This is a genomic window from Amycolatopsis orientalis DSM 43388 (genome assembly GCF_000411975.1).
GTDB lineage: Bacteria > Actinomycetota > Actinomycetes > Mycobacteriales > Pseudonocardiaceae > Amycolatopsis > Amycolatopsis orientalis_D.
Genome location: NZ_ASXG01000194.1, coordinates 1 through 15886, shown reverse-complemented (window position 1 = coordinate 15886; position 15886 = coordinate 1). Strand labels below are relative to the sequence as shown.

General features: G+C 72.0%; 17 protein-coding genes. 16 read left to right on the top strand and 1 reads right to left on the bottom strand.

The features are described 5' to 3' along the window. The first annotated feature begins 166 nt into the window (after positions 1–166). The 12 genes from L942_RS39590 (at position 167) to L942_RS39535 (ending at position 12477) form a co-directional block, all read left to right on the top strand. Positions 167–1204 carry a WD40/YVTN/BNR-like repeat-containing protein gene (locus tag L942_RS39590; RefSeq protein WP_037370418.1) on the top strand — a complete coding sequence of 346 codons (1038 nt, stop codon included), beginning with the start codon at positions 167–169 and terminating at the stop codon, positions 1202–1204. A 155-nt stretch (positions 1205–1359) separates the two neighbouring features. Next, positions 1360–2352, top strand: coding sequence for a helix-turn-helix transcriptional regulator (locus L942_RS39585; protein ID WP_037370416.1), 993 nt, complete (start codon positions 1360–1362; stop codon positions 2350–2352). Beyond that, positions 2349–3329, top strand: a complete 981-nt coding sequence (locus L942_RS39580; RefSeq protein WP_037370414.1) for a helix-turn-helix transcriptional regulator — start codon at positions 2349–2351, stop codon at positions 3327–3329. Before L942_RS39585 ends, L942_RS39580 begins: the two co-directional genes overlap by 4 nt. A gap of 10 nt (positions 3330–3339) precedes the next feature. After that, positions 3340–3552, top strand: a complete 213-nt coding sequence (locus tag L942_RS39575; protein WP_037370413.1) for a bacteriophage holin — start codon at positions 3340–3342, stop codon at positions 3550–3552. 37 nt (positions 3553–3589) lie between these two features. Then, positions 3590–3898, top strand: a complete 309-nt coding sequence (gene tatA, locus L942_RS39570; protein ID WP_037370411.1) for a Sec-independent protein translocase subunit TatA — start codon at positions 3590–3592, stop codon at positions 3896–3898. A gap of 89 nt (positions 3899–3987) precedes the next feature. Next, positions 3988–4965, top strand: a complete 978-nt coding sequence (gene tatC, locus L942_RS39565; RefSeq protein ID WP_037370410.1) for a twin-arginine translocase subunit TatC — start codon at positions 3988–3990, stop codon at positions 4963–4965. A 2-nt stretch (positions 4966–4967) separates the two neighbouring features. Beyond that, on the top strand, positions 4968–5849 hold the full coding sequence (locus tag L942_RS39560) for a diacylglycerol/lipid kinase family protein (protein ID WP_037370409.1): 882 nt from the start codon (positions 4968–4970) through the stop codon (positions 5847–5849). 79 nt (positions 5850–5928) lie between these two features. Next, positions 5929–8694 (top strand): DEAD/DEAH box helicase, encoded by a 2766-nt coding sequence (locus L942_RS39555; RefSeq protein ID WP_037370408.1) that lies wholly within the window; start codon positions 5929–5931, stop codon positions 8692–8694. A gap of 127 nt (positions 8695–8821) precedes the next feature. Next, a complete protein-coding gene (locus L942_RS39550; RefSeq protein WP_037370407.1) occupies positions 8822–9523 on the top strand; it encodes a DUF4333 domain-containing protein in 702 nt (233 codons plus the stop codon). Positions 9524–9574: 51 nt separating this feature from the next. Beyond that, complete coding sequence (locus tag L942_RS39545; RefSeq protein WP_037370406.1) at positions 9575–10777, top strand: GNAT family N-acetyltransferase; 1203 nt, start codon at positions 9575–9577, stop codon at positions 10775–10777. A 37-nt stretch (positions 10778–10814) separates the two neighbouring features. Next, the gene (locus L942_RS42585) at positions 10815–11204 is read left to right on the top strand and encodes a DUF4333 domain-containing protein (RefSeq protein WP_063695844.1); all 390 of its coding nucleotides are present in this window, start codon (positions 10815–10817) and stop codon (positions 11202–11204) included. Positions 11205–11259: 55 nt separating this feature from the next. Further along, positions 11260–12477 carry a GNAT family N-acetyltransferase gene (locus tag L942_RS39535; RefSeq protein WP_037370405.1) on the top strand — a complete coding sequence of 406 codons (1218 nt, stop codon included), beginning with the start codon at positions 11260–11262 and terminating at the stop codon, positions 12475–12477. A 27-nt stretch (positions 12478–12504) separates the two neighbouring features. On the opposite strand, the gene L942_RS39530 is transcribed toward L942_RS39535, so the two are convergent. Next, positions 12505–13449 carry a 5'-3' exonuclease gene (locus L942_RS39530; protein WP_037370419.1) on the bottom strand — a complete coding sequence of 315 codons (945 nt, stop codon included), beginning with the start codon at positions 13447–13449 and terminating at the stop codon, positions 12505–12507. Between the two features lie 180 nt (positions 13450–13629). Here L942_RS39530 and L942_RS39525 point away from each other — a divergent pair, with 180 nt between their 5' ends. From L942_RS39525 to L942_RS39510, 4 genes are read left to right on the top strand one after another with little or no spacing between them, the layout of a single operon-like run. Further along, a complete protein-coding gene (locus L942_RS39525) occupies positions 13630–14772 on the top strand; it encodes a M24 family metallopeptidase (protein WP_037370402.1) in 1143 nt (380 codons plus the stop codon). Then, entirely contained in the window at positions 14769–15218 is a 450-nt protein-coding gene (locus L942_RS39520) for an Lrp/AsnC family transcriptional regulator (protein WP_037370400.1), read from the top strand. Before L942_RS39525 ends, L942_RS39520 begins: the two co-directional genes overlap by 4 nt. A gap of 19 nt (positions 15219–15237) precedes the next feature. Further along, entirely contained in the window at positions 15238–15465 is a 228-nt protein-coding gene (locus tag L942_RS39515) for a hypothetical protein (protein ID WP_037370398.1), read from the top strand. Continuing rightward, positions 15452–15751: a hypothetical protein gene (locus tag L942_RS39510; RefSeq protein ID WP_037370396.1), complete on the top strand. Its 300-nt coding sequence runs from the start codon at positions 15452–15454 to the stop codon at positions 15749–15751. Before L942_RS39515 ends, L942_RS39510 begins: the two co-directional genes overlap by 14 nt. Positions 15752–15886: the final 135 nt, after the last annotated feature.

Here is a 15886-nt window from a genome sequence, read left to right as displayed (position 1 = left end):
GTGCGGAGGGGCAGTGCGCCCGGCCTGGGGGCCGTGCACACTGCCCCTCCGCACGCCGACGCGATCCCGCGTTGTGGTTGCGTCAGCCGGGGCTGAGGGTGGGAATCGGTGTCGCGTGTAGGGAAACCGACGAAAGTTGTCATCTGGCTGCGGCAGAGTTTGCGGCATGCGTGGGTTCCGGACGGTTTTGGTTCTGCTGGCGGTGTTGTCGGTGGCGTTCGGCGGGGTCGCCGCGGCCTCGTCGTTGCCGTCGTGGCGGGTGCTGGTTACCGGTAGTGCGGCGCAGTTCCGTGGTCTGTCCGCGGTGAGCGAGCGGGTGGCGTGGGTTAGCGGGACGCAGGGCACTGTGTTGCGGACGGTCGACGGCGGGCGCACCTGGCTGCCGGTGGGGTCGCCGGATGCTGGGAAGCTCGAGTTTCGCGACATCGAGGCCTTCGACGCCGACCATGCCGTCGTGCTGTCGATCGGACCCGGCGCGGATTCCCGGATCTACCGCACCGACGACGGCGGGAAGCACTGGCGGCAGACGTTCAGCAATCCCGATCCCGCCGCTTTCTACGACTGCCTCGCCTTCTTCGACCCCTGGCGCGGCCTCGCGATGAGCGACCCGGTCGACGGGAAGTTCCGCGTACAGGCCACCTTCGACGGCGGCCGCAGCTGGAAGCAGATCCCGGACGACGCCTTCCCGCCCGCGGAGCCCGGAGAAGCCGGATTCGCGGCCAGCGGCCAGTGCGTCACCACGTCCGGGCCGTTCGACGCCTGGCTTGCCACTGGCGGAGGCGCGCACGCACGCGTGCTCCACTCCGGCGACGGCGGACGGCACTGGACCGCGGCCGAAACGCCGTTGCCCAGCAGCGCGTCGGCCGGGGTTTTCGCGGTCGCCTTCCGCACGCCGTGGCAGGGCGTCGCGATCGGCGGCGACTACGCCAATCCCACCGCACCCGGTCCGGCTGTCGCGTCGAGCCGCGACCGCGGGCGCAGCTGGCGTACTCCGCCGGAGCATCCCGCCGGTTATCGCTCTGGGCTCGCTTGGCGAGGCGGCACCGTGCTCGCCGTCGGGCCCGGCGGGAGCGACCTGAGCCGCGACGGAGGACAGCACTGGACGTCGTTCGACAACGGCAGTTTCGACACCGTCGACTGCACGTGGACCGGGGCGTGCTGGGCCAGTGGAGCCAACGGGCGCGTGGCGAAGCTGGTTCCGTAAGAGGGAACCCGATCCGGGCAGGCGGGCCCGCCGGAACGGCGGTGCGTGACCGGATGCGCGCGGAGGGTCCCTTCGCCGCGCACATCCTGACCAGGCGCGACGCGCGCAGGCTGGACCTCACGATCGCGCGCGGCGGGGAGAGCTAGAGTCGTCTGGTGTCCACCGCACGCGCCGAACGGCTGGTCAACCTCGTGCTGGCCCTGCTCTCCACCCGGCAGTACCTCACCGCGGAGCGGATCCGCGGGATCGTGCCCGGGTACGCCGACGCGGCCAGCGACGACGCCTTCTTCCGCACCTTCGAGCGCGACAAGACCGAACTGCGGGAACTCGGCATCCCGCTCGAAACCGGCCGCAACTCCGCCTTCGACCCGGTCGAGGGCTACCGCATCGCGCGCCGCGACTACGAACTCGGCGAGATCGACCTCGCCCCGGACGAGGCGGCGGCCGTCGGGCTCGCGGTCCGGCTCTGGGACTCGCCCGAACTCACCGGGCAGGCCCAGGGCGCGCTGGTGAAACTGCGCGCGGCCGGCGTCGAGGTCGACGACCAGGCGCCGACCGTGATCGAGCCGCGGGTGCGCGCCGAACCGGCGTTCGCGCCGATGCTCGCCGCCGTCCAGGCCGGGCAGGCGGTCCGGTTCGAGTACCGGCGCAGCGGTTCCCCGGAGCGGCGCATCCGCACGCTCGAACCGTGGGGCGTGGTGTCCTGGCGGGCCCGCTGGTACGTCGTCGGGCACGACCGCGACCGCGACGCGCCCCGCTGCTTCCGGCTCTCCCGCGTCACCGGGAAGGTCACCGCGATCGGGAAACCGGGCTCGGTCGTGCGGCCCGAGGGCGTCAACCTGATGCAGCTCGTGTCCGTCACCGGCGGCGGCGAGGACCCGGCCCCGGTCACCACCGCGCGGCTGTGGGTCGCCGACGGCCGCGCCGCCGGAGTCCGCCGCCGCGGCGAGGTCGTCGGCCGCGAGACCGTCGCGGGCGAGGAAGGCGACGTGATCGAGATCGGCCTCTACTTCCCGGAATCGGCCGCCGACTGGATCGCCGCGCAAGGCCCGGACGTGCTCGTGCTCGAACCGGACGTGCTGGCCAAATCCGTGCAGCACCGGCTCGAGGCCGTGCTCGCCCGCGCCGGGCAGGGGAGCGGGCGATGAGCGCCTCCGGCGAACGCATGCCGAGACTGCTCGCGCTCGTGCCCTACCTGCTGGCCCGCCCCGGCATCCGGATCGACGAAGCCGCCCACGACTTCGACGTCACCCCGCGCCAGCTGCGCAAGGACCTCGAACTGCTGTGGATGTGCGGGCTGCCCGGATACGGCCCCGGCGACCTCATCGACCTGTCCTTCGAGGGCGACACCATCGTCGTCACCCACGACGCCGGGATGAGCCGCCCGCTGCGCCTCACCGGCGGCGAAGCCACCGCGCTGCTGGTTGCGCTGCGCGCGCTCGCCGAAACTCCGGGCGTCGTGGACGGCGACGCGGTCCGCCGAGCCATCGCCAAAATCGAGGACGCCGCCGGGCAAGCCCGCCCGGCCGGCGTCGTCGTCGGGGGAGGAGTGCGCGAGGGCGCCCGCGCCGCCCGCACCCGCGAGACCATCGCGGGCGCGCTGCAGGACGGCCGCGCGCTGCGGATGCGCTACTACACCGCGTCGCGCGACCAGATCACCGAGCGCACCGTCGACCCGATGCGGCTCGTCATCGTCCAAGGCGTCGGCTACCTCGAAGCGTGGTGCCGGCGGGTCGAAGGCGTCCGGCTTTTCCGTCTCGACCGCGTGGACGCGCTCACCGTGCTGGACGAACCGGCGGCTCCGCCCGCCCACGCGCGGCCCACCGACCTGTCCGACGGCGTCTTCTCCGCCCGTCCCGATCAGCGGGTCGCGCATCTGGTGCTGGACCCGGACGCGCGCTGGGTCGCGGAGTACTACCCGTGCGAGGAACTCGACGAACTCGACGGCGGACGGCTGCGCATCGCGATGCGCTACAGCGACGAGCCCTGGATGGTCCGCCTCGTGCTCAGCCTCGGCGGGGAAGCCCAGGTGGAGAGCCCCGCCACGCTCGCGCACGCAGTCGGTCGCCGAGCCGCCGACGCCGTGGCGCGTGCCCGTCACCTCACGTCCATCTCTGACCGATAAGGTGGTTTCAGTGCCGTACCTGCCCGTCTATGTGCTGCTCGCGGCCGGCCTGCTCGTCCTGGCCCTGCTGCTGGTACGGACCGCCGGAGTCTTGCGCCGCTTCCGCCGCACCATGAGCATGGTCAGTGCGGACACCCACGACCGGACCGGACTGCTCCGGGCCCGGTCCGCGGCACTCCGTGTGGCCGTGGCCGAACGCCGCCCGGCGCCCGGCAACAAGTAACATCGGCACAGACCCCAGACAAGGAGGGCAGACGACCATGAACGCGCTGCAGCCGTGGCACATCATCGTTCTGGTGCTCGTGGTGGTTCTGCTGTTCGGAGCGAAGCGGCTCCCGGACGCGGCCCGGTCCATCGGCAAGTCCATGAAGATCTTCAAGGCCGAGACCAAGGACCTGACCGGCGAACAGAAGGCCGAAGCCGAGGCCGAGTCCGCCGACACCCGGCACATCGCCGCGCCCGCGCAGACCTCGCACGACCAGCAGGTCGCCGACCTCCAGCGCCAGCTCGACGAACTGAAGAAGCAGCAGGCGGCCCAGTCCGACCAGCCGCAGAAGAACGCGAGCTGACCCTCCGCGCGCACCACCCGGTCCCCGGTCCACGGCGGCGCGCCGGTGCGGCGCGCCCCGGCGGGCTCTGAACGAGAACGGAACGACCAGTGGCGGAAGCCGCCAACGGCAACGGAAGCCGGTCCAGCAAGCGGAGCCGGCGCAGCCGTCGGAAAAACCCCGACGGCACGATGACGCTCATCGAGCACATCTACGAGTTCCGCCGCCGCCTCGGCTGGGCGGTCGTTTTCGTCGTCATCGGCGCGATCTTCGGGTTCATCTGGTTCGAGCAGCGGCTCGGCCCGATCCCGTCGCTCGGCGACATCATGACCCACCCGTACTGCGCCATCCCGGCCGCGCAGCGCTTCGCCGGCGACCAGCCCGGCTGCCGGCTGCTGCAGACCGTGCCGTTCGAAGCGTTCATGATCCGCCTCAAGGTCGGCGTGGCGGCGGGCGCGGTCCTGCTGTCCCCGGCCTGGCTGTACCAGATCTGGGCGTTCATCGCGCCCGGCCTCTACGCCAAAGAACGCCGCTACGCGCTGGTCTTCGTCAGCTTCGCCTCGGTGCTCTTCGCCGCCGGCGCCGTGCTGGCCTACCTGCTCGTCCCGCACGCGCTCGCGCTGCTCGCCGGGTTCGGCCAGGACCAGTTCGTCACCGCGCTCACCGCGGACAAGTACATCTCGTTCATCCTGTCGCTGCTGGTGATCTTCGGCGTCAGCTTCGAACTCCCGCTGCTCGTCGTGATGCTCAACCGCGTCGGCGTGCTCAAGTACCAGCAGCTCAAGAAGTGGCGCCGCGGCATCGTGTTCGCGCTGTTCGTGTTCGCCGCGTTCGCCACCCCCGGCTCGGACCCGTTCTCGATGCTCGGCCTCGCCGCCGCGCTCACCCTGCTGTTCGAGATCTCCATCCAGATCGCCCGCTTCCACGACCGCAAGCTCGACCGCGTCCGCCACGACGAGGGCTGGGACCAGCTCGCCGAAGACGAGGCCGCGCCGTTCCACTACACGCCGACCACCGCCGACGGCGAGGAACCGGCCGCGCAGAAGCCCGCCTCCGGCCGCACCGGCTCGATCGACGACATCACCTGACCGTGGGCCTCAACGCAGCACTGGCCGTGCATCCGGCCTCCGGGCGCGGCGCGGCCGCCCGCGCCGCCGAAGCGGTCGCCGCGCGGCTGCGGCCCGCCGTCGACCGGCTCGACCTCCTCGTCGCCACCAGCGTCGAGGAATCCCGCGCGCTCATGCGGTCCTCGCACGCCGAAGGCCTCGACGTGCTGATCGTTCTCGGCGGCGACGGCGCGGCCCACCAGGGCGTCCAGTTCTGCGCCGACCACGGCGTCGCGCTCGGCCTCGTCCCCTCCGGCACCGGCAACGACTTCGCCCGCGCCCTCGGCGTCCCGCCCGACCCGCGCGCCGCCGCCGACGCCCTCGCCAAGGCCCTGCGAGCCGGGCGCCGCCGCACCCTCGACCTCGGCCGCCTCGGCGACACCTGGTTCGCCACCGTGCTGTGCGCCGGATTCGACGCCGCCGTCAACGCCCGCGCGAACGCGATGCGCTGGCCCGCCGGCCCCCGCCGCTACGACCTGGCGATCCTCGCCGAACTCGCCGCGTTCAAGCCCCGCCCGATCGTGCTGCACACCGACGACGGAGCCCTCGAACTCGAAGCCACCCTCGTCGCCGCCGGCAACACCCCGTACTACGGCGGCGGCATCCCCGTCTGCCCCGCCGCGACCCCGGACGACGGCCTCTTCGACGTCACGGTCATCGGCGCCCCCGGCCGCGCCCGCCTGCTGCGGATGCTCCCGCACCTGCGCACCGGCGAGCACGTCGGACGGCCCAGCGTCCAGACTTTCCGCACCCGCACGCTGCGGATCGAAGCCCCCGGCTGGCCGGTCTACGCCGACGGCGAGGACCAGGGCGGAGCCCCGGCCGAAGCCGTCTGCGTGCCCTCCGCGCTCACCGTCGTCTCGTGACGGGAACCGGCACCGCCGGTCACGAGGGCGTTGCGCACGCCGCGTGCGGAATGTCGGTGGCGTATGGAACCCTGACGGAGTGGCCACTAGCCCTTCACCATCGCCGGCCGAGGCCTACGCTGCCTCCCGTCGCCGCGCCAAGCACCCCCAGCTGACCCGGTTTTCCGCCGAATCGGCCTTCGAATTCGACGATTTCCAGATCCGCGGCTGCGAAGCGCTCGAGGAGGGCCACGGCGTCCTGGTCTGCGCCCCCACCGGGGCGGGCAAGACCGTGGTCGGCGAGTTCGCCGTCCACCTCGCCCTCGCCGAGGGCCGCAAATGCTTCTACACCACGCCGATCAAGGCACTGTCGAACCAGAAGTACGCCGACCTCGTCGAGCGCTACGGCAACGACGCCGTCGGCCTGCTCACCGGCGACACCTCGATCAACGGCAACGCCCAGGTGGTGGTCATGACCACCGAGGTGCTCCGGAACATGCTCTACGCGGGCAGCTCCGCCATCCCCGAGCTCGGCTACGTCGTCATGGACGAGGTCCACTACCTCGCCGACCGCTTCCGCGGCGCGGTCTGGGAAGAAGTGATCCTCCACCTGCCCGAACACGTCCGCGTCGTCGGCCTGTCCGCCACCGTCAGCAACGCCGAGGAATTCGGCGAATGGCTGGTCGAGGTCCGCGGCGACACCGCCGTCGTCGTCGACGAGCACCGCCCGGTCCCGCTGTGGCAGCACATGCTCGTCGGCAACCAGCTGCTCGACCTGTTCGCCGGCCAGAACGAGGCCGACCCGGGGGAGCAGCTGCGGATCAACCCCACGCTGCTGCGCAAAACCGACGACCTCGGCCGGTTCGCGCCGGCCTTCCGCGGTCCGCGCGGCGGCCGCCGGGGAGCCCCGCCGCGCGGCCCGAGGTTCCGCCCGCCGTCGCGCGTGGACGTCGTCGAACGGCTCGACCACGCCGGGCTGCTGCCCGCGATCGTGTTCATCTTCTCCCGCGCCGGCTGCGACGCCGCGGTCGCCCAGTGCGTCCGCTCCGGCCTGCGGCTCAACGGCCCCGAGCAGGTCGAGGAGATCCGCCGGATCGTCGACGAGCGCACCGCCGACCTGCCCGAAGGCGACCTCGGCGTGCTCGGCTACTGGGAATGGCGCGAGGCGCTGGAACGCGGCTTCGCCGGCCACCACGCCGGGCTGCTGCCCGCGTTCAAGGAAACCGTCGAGGAACTGTTCGTCCGCGGCCTGGTCAAGGTCGTGTTCGCGACCGAAACCCTCGCGCTGGGCATCAACATGCCCGCCCGCACCGTCGTGCTCGAACGGCTCGTGAAATACAACGGCGAGGCGCACGTCGACCTCACCCCGGGCGAATACACCCAGCTCACCGGCCGCGCCGGCCGCAGGGGCATCGACATCGAAGGCCACGCCGTCGTCGCCTGGCAGCCCGGGGTCGACCCGAAGGCCGTCGCCGGGCTCGCCTCCACCCGCACCTACCCGCTGCGCTCGTCGTTCCGGCCCGGCTACAACATGGCGGTCAACCTGGTCTCCCAGGTCGGCGCGGACGCCGCCCGCGACCTGCTGGAACAGTCGTTCGCGCAGTTCCAGGCCGACCGGTCGGTGGTCGGCACCGCGCGGCGGATCGAACGCAACAAGGAAGCCCTCAAGGGCTACAGCGCGGCGATCACCGGCGACTTCGACCAGATGCTCGAGTACGTCGAACTCCGCGCCAAGATCTCCGCCCGCGAGAAGACCCTGTCGCGGCAGAACACGTCCTCCCGCCGCGCGGAAACCGCGCAGTCGCTGGAGAAACTGCGCAAGGGAGACGTCATCGCGGTCCCGGCCGGCCGCCGCGCCGGGCTCGCCGTGGTCGTCGACCCCGGCCTCGACCCGATCCGCGAACCGCGGCCGGTCGTGGTCACCGAGGACCGCTGGTCCGGACCGCTGTCGTCGGCCGACTTCCCGTCCCCGGTCGAAGCGCTGGGGCGGATCCGCCTGCCCAAGCACCTCGAACTGCGCTCGCCCAAGACCCGCCGCGACATCGCCTCGGCGCTGCGCGACTCCGGCATCGCCCTGCCCGGACGCCAGCGCCGCCGCACCGCGGCCGCCGACGACGCCGAACTCGCTTCGCTGCGCCGAGCCCTGCGCGCCCACCCGTGCCACGGCCTCGCCGAACGCGAAGCGAACCTCCGCTGGGTCGAGCGCTACCAGCGCCTCGCCGCCGAAACCGAGCAGCTGGAACGGAAAGTCGCGGCCACCACCCACTCGCTCGCCCGCGCGTTCGACCGGATCCTGCGTCTGCTCAGCGAACGCGGCTACGTCCGCCCCGGCGACGGCGAGGACCGCGTCACCGAACACGGCCGCCGCCTCACCCGGCTCTACAGCGAATCCGACCTGCTCGCCGCCGAATGCATCCGGCACGGCGTCTGGAACGGCCTCGGCCCGGCCGAACTCGCCGCGGTCGTGTCCACGCTCGTGTTCGAGGCCCGCCGCGACACCGCGGGCGAACCCCGCCTGCCCGGCGGCGCGGTCCCCGGTGCGTGGCAGGAAACGAGCAGGCTGTGGGTCGAACTCACCGAGGACGAACGCCGCCACCGCCTCGAGCGCACCCGCGAGCCCGACGCGGGGTTCGCCTGGCCGGTCTACCGCTGGGCGCGCGGCGAATCGCTGGAGAAGGTCCTCACCGCGGCCGAGACCAACGGGCAGGAACTGTCCGCGGGCGACTTCGTCCGCTGGTGCCGGCAGGTGATCGACCTGCTCGACCAGATCCGCGACGTCCTCGGCAAGGAGGACCCGGTCGGCTCGGCGGCCGCGCAGGCGGTCCGGGCGCTGCGCCGCGGCGTCGTGGCCGCGGGCGCGGCGTGACCGCGAGGGCACACCTTGGCGGCGACTGCGCGCGGACAGGTGTGCCAGGTTCAGACCTGTGGTTGGATCGCGCACGACACCCGCGGCCCGGCCTGCGGATGCGGACAGACGAAGGCGGAGGCGAACGATGAGCACGCCGTATGGCGGCAACGACCCGCGGCAGCAGCCCCAGTACGGGCAACAGCCCTACGGCCAGGACCCCCACTACGGGCAGCAGCCGGGCGGCGCGTACCCGCAAAGCGGGCCGCAGCAGCAGCCGTACCCGCCCCAGCAGTACGGCCAGCAGCCCTACGGTCAGGACCCGCAGTACGGCCAGCAGCCCGGCGGCTACCCGCAGCAACCGCCGCAGCAGCCCCAATGGGGCCAGCAGCCGCAGTACGGGCAGCAGCCGCCCTCCTACGGTCAGCAACAGTCCTATGGCGACCCGCAGCAGTACGGCGGCCAGCAGCAGCCCAGCCAGTACGACTACGGCCAGCCCGGCGGAGCCGCGCCGGCCTCCTCGGGCGGGTCGAAGAAGGGCCTGTTCATCGGGATCGGCGCACTCGTCGTCGTGGTGGCCGTCGTGGCGATCCTCGGCTTCGTAGCGCCCGGCTTCTTCAAGACCCAGGTCTTCAACAACACCCAGATGCAGACCGACGTCGCGAAGCTGCTCACCGACACCTACAAGATCCAGGGCGTCAGCGGAGTCACCTGCCCGGCCGACCAGAAGGTGGAGGACGGCGCGAAATTCGAGTGCACCGCCACCATCAACGGCACACCGCAGCAGGTCCCGATCACCGTTAAGGGCACCGACGGCAACTACGAGGTCTCGCCGCCCGCCGCCAAGTGACGCCCGTGAATTCAGTGGCGGCGCGGCGCCCGCCCCGGCAATGATCGGGGCATGAGCGACCACACCGTCCGGACCCTCCGCCCCGACGAGCACCGCGCGGCCTGGGACCTGTTCCGGGCCGCGCTGCACGTCCAGCCCGGCACCGACGAAGAATGGGAACGCGCCTCCGCGGCGCACCAGGACGGCCGCGTCCTGGGCGTGTTCGGACCGGACCTGATCGGCACCGCCCGCTCGTTCGACTCGGAAATGGTCGTCCCCGGCGGAAAGCGGCTCCCGCTGGCCGCGGTCACCGGCGTCGGCGTCCGCGCCGGACGCACCCGGCGCGGCGTGCTCAGCGCGCTGCAGGCCGCGCAATTGGCGGACTTCGCCGAGCGAGGTGTCGCGCTCGCGCTGCTGCACGCGTCCGAGGGCACGATTTACGGCCGCTACGGCTACGGCGTCACGACCCTCGCGAACCAGGTCGTGGTGAAGAAGCACCGGGCTCGATTGAGGCCGGACGTGCCTGCCGGGGGAGAGGTGACCGTCCTCGGCATCGACGAGGCCGCCCCGCGTTGGCCGGAACTCTACGCCGCGAACGCGACGGGCCACGTCGCGGCGATGACCCGGCCGGAGAACTACTGGCCCGGGTTCGAAGGGCAGCTGCGCCGCCGCGCGAAACTCGTCCAGACCGCCGTGCACCGCGGCCAGGACGGCACCGACGGCTACGTGATCTACCACGTCGAGGAGGGCGCCGCGCACGACAACGGGAAGCTGCAGGTGATGGAGTTCAGCTACGCCGACCCGGCCGCTTTCGCCGGGCTGTGGCGGTTCCTGCTGTCGGTCGACCTGGTCGACGAAATCGTGCTCCCGATGCGCCCGCTCGACGAACCGCACGCGCTGCTGTTCACCGACCCGCGGGCGGCGAAAACCGAAAGCACCGAGGACGAAAGCTGGCTGCGGCTGGTCGACGTGCAAGCAGCACTCGCCGCCCGCACCTACGGCCCGGCAGAACCCGTCGTGCTCGAAGTCTCCGACCGGTCGCTGCCGGCGAACGAAGGCCGCTACCTCGTCGGTCCCGAGGGCGCGTCCCGCACCGACGCGGAACCGGCGCTGCGGCTTTCCGCGGACACGCTGTCGATGCTCTACTTCGGAACCTGGAGCGCGGCCTCGCTCGCCGCCACCGGCCGGATCGAGGTGCTCGACCCGGCCGCGCCCGAGGCCGCCGATGTTCTCTTCGGCACGCGCGAATCGGTGTGGTGCGGTACGTTCTTCTGACCGGTGACCAGACGTTTCGCGCAGAGGAGCGGGTTTGATGCGCGCCGTGCGAGTGCTGTTGTTGTGCGGCTTGGGAATGGTCGCCGCCGCGGGCTGCGACAACGGGACGCCCCCGCCCCCGGTGCGCACCGTCACCGTCACGCCGAGCAGCCCCGCGCAGCAGCCGGGCGTCGAGTCGTCCCCGGCGCCCAGCCCCACCTCGGCGATGCGTGTATTCGACTCCCGGATGATGGCCTCGGCCGTCACCCGGCTGCTCACCGACGACTACAAGATGGCGAACGTCGGCGCGGTGTCCTGCCCGGACCGGCAACCCGTCGCCGACGGCTCGCGCTTTCAGTGCACTGTGGACATCGCGGGCACGACGAAACACGTCCCCATCACGGTGACCGGGACGGACGGCAAGTACCGCGTCGACCCGCCGCAGTGATCCCGCCGCGCTAAATCCGATAGCCGCACCGCGTGCGCATTGGTTCAATCGGATCATGAGCGACTACGTGGTACGCCAGATCACCGACTCCGAAAGCCGCGCGACTTTCGACCTTCTGGTGCGGTCCCTGCACGGAAACCCGCCCTCGGACGAGCGCTGGGCGAAGGTCGGCGGTTCCTGGACCGCGGACGGCCGGACCGGGGCGTTCCACGACGGCGAACCCATCGGCATCGCCAGCTCGTTCGCCACCGAACTCGCCGTCCCCGGCGGCGGTGCGGTGCCGATGGCCGCGGTCGACGGCGTCGGCGTCCGAGCGGACTGGACCCGCCGGGGCGTGCTCACCGCGATGATGGACCGGCAACTGCACGATTTTGCGCAGCGCGGCCACGTCGTCGCCGCACTGCACGCGAGCGAAGCTCTGATCTATGGCCGCTTCGGCTACGGCGTCGCGACCCGGATGGCCACTCTCCAGGTCCGGCAACCGGCCCCGCTGCGCGAAACCGTCGTCGCCCCCGGCCGGGTCCGGCTGCTGTCCACGGACGAGGCGATCGCGACGATTCCCGCGCTGTACCAACGGATCGGCACGCATCGCCCGGGCATGATCGCCCGCCCGGAACTCTGGTGGCCGATCGCGTTCAACTGGCACCTCTACCCGGACGGCGGCAACCGCCGCGTCGCTGTCCACAGTGGACCGGATGGGGACGACGGCTTCGCGGTCTTCCAGGTCGTGCCGCAGAACACCTATCTCGACCCGGAACGCGGCGCCGCGCTCGAAGTCCACGACATGCACGCGGCGAGCCCGGAAGCGCTGGCCGGGCTGTGGCGGTTCCTGCTGTCGGTGGACCTGATCGAGGTCGTGAACGTGCGCGGCCGCCCAGTGGACGATCCGGTCGGCCTGCTGCTCGTCGACCCGCGCCGGGCGCACACCGTCGGCCTGGACGACGAACTGTGGCTGCGGCTGATCGACGTGCAGGCGGCTCTCGCAGCTCGCGCGTACGGAGCCGCGGAACCGGTGGTGTTCGAAGTGGACGACCGGATGCTGCCGGACAACCGCGGCCGGTACCGGGTCGGCAGCGGCGGAGCCGAGCGCACCGAGGCGGACGCCGATCTGCGACTGGACGTCGACACCCTGGCGATGCTGTACCTCGGCGCCTGGGAAGCCGGTCCGCTCGCGCTGTCCGGCAGGATCACCGGCGCGAGCGCGGAAACAGTGGCCCGGGTGGACGCGCTGTTCCGGACCGGGGTCCAGCCCTGGACCGGCACGCACTTCTGATCGTCCGGGAGGGTTCCTCCCGGACGATCAAGCTCCGGGCAGCGCCGCCAGCAGGCGCTCGACCGAACGGCCCAGGTTCCACCGCTCCGCCAGCTCCGCCACGCGCTCCGGATCCGCGGGCGCGGTGGGCACCGCGTCCGGGCCGGACTGCACGACCGGCGCGTCCACCGCGACCCGCACCACGGTGGGCGCGACGGCAAGGTAGTCCGCGGCCTCGGAAAGCCGCAGCCGCGTCTTCAACGGCACCCGCGAATCCCCGGCCGAGGCGGCGGCGACGAGGTCCTCCAGCGAACCGAACTGGGTGATCAGCTTCGCCGCGGTCTTCTCGCCGATCCCGGCCACGCCGGGCAGCCCGTCCGACGGGTCGCCGCGCAAGGCGGCCATGTCGGCGTAGGCGGGCCCGGCGTGCTCGGCCGGAACGCCGTACTTCTCGGCGATTTCCCGCTGCCCCAGCACTTCCGCCTTCGCCCAGCCCTTCCCGACGTACACCACCGACGTCGGCGTCGGCTCTTCCCGCACCAGCTGGAACAGGTCCCGGTCGCCGGTGATCACCTCGACCGGCGCGTCCTTCTCCCGCGTCGCGAGCGCGCCGATCACGTCGTCCGCCTCGTAGCCCTCCGCCTCCGCGACCGCGAACCCGAACGCCTCCAGCACTTCGAGGATGATCGGCACCTGCGGGGTGAGCGTGTCGGGCACCTCTTCGACGTCCGCCTCGCCGTCGCCGGGCACCGCGACCCGGTGCGCCTTGTAGCTCGGCAGCAGGTCGGTGCGGAACTTCGGCCGCCAGTCCGCGTCGAGACAGGCGACCAGCCGCGACGGGCGACGGTCGGTCAGGATGCGCGCGATCGTGTCGGTGAACCCGCGCACGGCGTTGACCGGCGTCCCGTCGGGCGCGGTCATCGAATCGGGCAGCGCGTAGAACGAGCGGAAGTAGAGGCTCGCGGAATCGAGGAGGGCGAGTGGTCCGGTCACCCGCACAGCCTGCCACGTCCGGCCCGGATCGGCGCCGAACGCGGCACTGGCGCGTCCGCTCCCGCGACGGCCGACGTCCGGGAACGACGCAGATTCCCGCGAGAAGCCCGTCCCGGGCGGCGCGCCGGGTTGGGGAGGACGGGCGGGCTGCGCGGGACCGCCGGTACTAGGCTCGGCGTCATGTCGAGCCGATCCCTCCACACGCCGTCCCCCGATGCCGCCGCGCTCCGCGCCCGTCTCGACCGCGCCGCGAAAGCGGCCGCGGCCGCCGACACCGACGCGCTGCTCGTCGCGCCCGGCTCCGACCTGCGGTACCTGCTCGGCCAGGCGGGCGGCTCGTTCGAACGGCTGACCACTCTCGTCGTGCCCGCCGACGGCACGCCCGCGCTCGTGGTGCCGAAGCTCGAGGCCCCCGGCTACGCCGGCGTGCCCACCGACGAACTCGGCGTCGAGGTGCTCACCTGGGTCGACGGCGACGACCCCTACCGGCTGGTCGCCGACCGGCTCGGCAAGCCCGGCCGGATCGCGGTCAGCGACTTCACCCCGGCGCTGCACGTGCTGTCGCTGCGCGCCGCGTTCGGCGACGCCGAGCAGACGCTCGCCGGGCCGATCGTGCGCGAACTGCGGATGCGCAAGGACGCCGCCGAGATCGAAGCCCTGCGCAAGGCGGGCGCGGCGATCGACCGCGTGCACGCGCGGATGGGCGAATGGCTGCGCGCCGGCCGCACCGAGGCCGAGGTCGGCGCGGACATCACCGCTGCCATCGTCGAGGAGGGCCACACGCACGCCGACTTCGTCATCGTCGGCTCCGGCCCCAACGGCGCGAGCCCGCACCACGACGTGTCCGAGCGCGTCATCGAACGCGGCGACGTCGTCGTGATCGACATCGGCGGCCCGGTGCCCGAGGGCTACAACTCCGACTCCACCCGCACCTACTCGATCGGCGAACCCCGCGACGCCGACGTCGCCGAGACCTACGCAGTGCTGCAGCGCGCGCAGCAGGCCGCCGTCGACGCGGTCCGCCCCGGCGCCACCGCCGAGAGCATCGACAAGGCCGCGCGCGACGTCATCGACGCCGCCGGGTTCGGCGAGTACTTCATCCACCGCACCGGCCACGGCATCGGCCTCGACGTGCACGAGGAGCCCTACATCATCGCGGGCAACGCGCTGCCGCTCGAAGCGGGCATGGCCTTCAGCGTCGAGCCGGGCATCTACCAGCCCGGCCGCTGGGGCGCGCGGATCGAGGACATCGTGCTCGTCACCGACTCGGGCGTCGAACCGGTGAACACCCGGCCGCACGAACTGGTCGTGCTGGACGCATGAGCGCACTGGAGCCGCTCGACCAGGCGATCGTGCAGGAACTGGCCGCCGACGGCCGGCGCAGCTTCACCGACCTCGCCGAACGGGTCGGGCTGTCGGTGTCGGCGGTGCACCAGCGGGTGCGCCGCCTCGAACAGCGCGGCGTCATCCTCGGCTACACCGCCCGGCTCGACGGCGAGCAGATCGGCCTCCCGCTCACCGCGCTGATTTCGCTCACCCCGAACGACCCGGCCGCCCCCGACGACTACCCGCAGCGCATCCAGCACATCAAGGAAATCGAGTCCTGCTACTCGGTGGCCGGCGACGAGTCCTACATCCTGCTGGTGCGCGTCGCGTCGCCGCTCGGCCTCGAAGACCTGCTCCGGCGGATCCGCGAGGCCGCGAAGGTGTCCACCCGGACCACCGTCGTGCTGTCCACCCCGTTCGAGGGCAGGTCGCCGACGCTGTGAGAGTGGTACGGTAAAAGGTATGGCAACGCGTAAGGTGACACTCTCGCTCGACACCGGTGCGCTCGAGTACGCCGAGCGGGCCGCGAAAGCGCACGGAATTTCGGTCTCGTCCTGGCTGTCCAAGGCGGCTCGGCGCGAGGCGGTCCGGACCGGATACACCCCGCAGCGGGCTCCCGCCGCGCCCTCGGCCGAGGCGGACGAGGCGGAGCGGGCGGCCGCGGAGAAGGAGATGCGTGCGCAGGGGTGAGGTCTGGACTTACCACCCGCCTACTGATCCCTCGCGGCAGCGGACCGTGGTGCTGCTGTCGTCCGACGGGGTGAACGAGTCCGAGCGGCCTTGGCTGCTCGGGACCGAACTGCTGGACCGGGATCCGCAGGACATTCTCGGGGTGGCGGTGGATGCCCGGTATTGGGTGTCCACGTTGAACCTCACCCGGCTCTACCGGCCCTGGCTGGCGGAGCGGATCGCCGAGGTGGATTCGGATGTCCAGGAGCAGATCGATGTGGCGTTGAGGGCTGCGTTGGATTTGTGAGGGGTTTGGGGTTCGGCTCGTCGCCTGGCGGCGACATTGCGCCGCGGTGGTCGCGGCGGGCACCCCGAAGCTTGATTGTGACTACGGCGCGGAGGTGCTTGTCAAGGCGGGAAAGCGTGCCTTGACAAGCACCTC

Excerpts from the sequence above, each read along its gene's own strand:
- L942_RS39590 (WP_037370418.1), top strand. The coding sequence starts at position 167 with ATGCGTGGGTTCCGGACGGTTTTGGTTCTGCTGGCGGTGTTGTCGGTG.
- L942_RS39580 (WP_037370414.1), top strand. The coding sequence starts at position 2,349 with ATGAGCGCCTCCGGCGAACGCATGCCGAGACTGCTCGCGCTCGTGCCC.
- tatA (WP_037370411.1), top strand. The coding sequence starts at position 3,590 with ATGAACGCGCTGCAGCCGTGGCACATCATCGTTCTGGTGCTCGTGGTG.
- L942_RS39550 (WP_037370407.1), top strand. The coding sequence starts at position 8,822 with ATGAGCACGCCGTATGGCGGCAACGACCCGCGGCAGCAGCCCCAGTAC.
- L942_RS39545 (WP_037370406.1), top strand. The coding sequence starts at position 9,575 with ATGAGCGACCACACCGTCCGGACCCTCCGCCCCGACGAGCACCGCGCG.
- L942_RS42585 (WP_063695844.1), top strand. The coding sequence starts at position 10,815 with ATGCGCGCCGTGCGAGTGCTGTTGTTGTGCGGCTTGGGAATGGTCGCC.
- L942_RS39535 (WP_037370405.1), top strand. The coding sequence starts at position 11,260 with ATGAGCGACTACGTGGTACGCCAGATCACCGACTCCGAAAGCCGCGCG.
- L942_RS39525 (WP_037370402.1), top strand. The coding sequence starts at position 13,630 with ATGTCGAGCCGATCCCTCCACACGCCGTCCCCCGATGCCGCCGCGCTC.
- L942_RS39520 (WP_037370400.1), top strand. The coding sequence starts at position 14,769 with ATGAGCGCACTGGAGCCGCTCGACCAGGCGATCGTGCAGGAACTGGCC.
- L942_RS39515 (WP_037370398.1), top strand. The coding sequence starts at position 15,238 with ATGGCAACGCGTAAGGTGACACTCTCGCTCGACACCGGTGCGCTCGAG.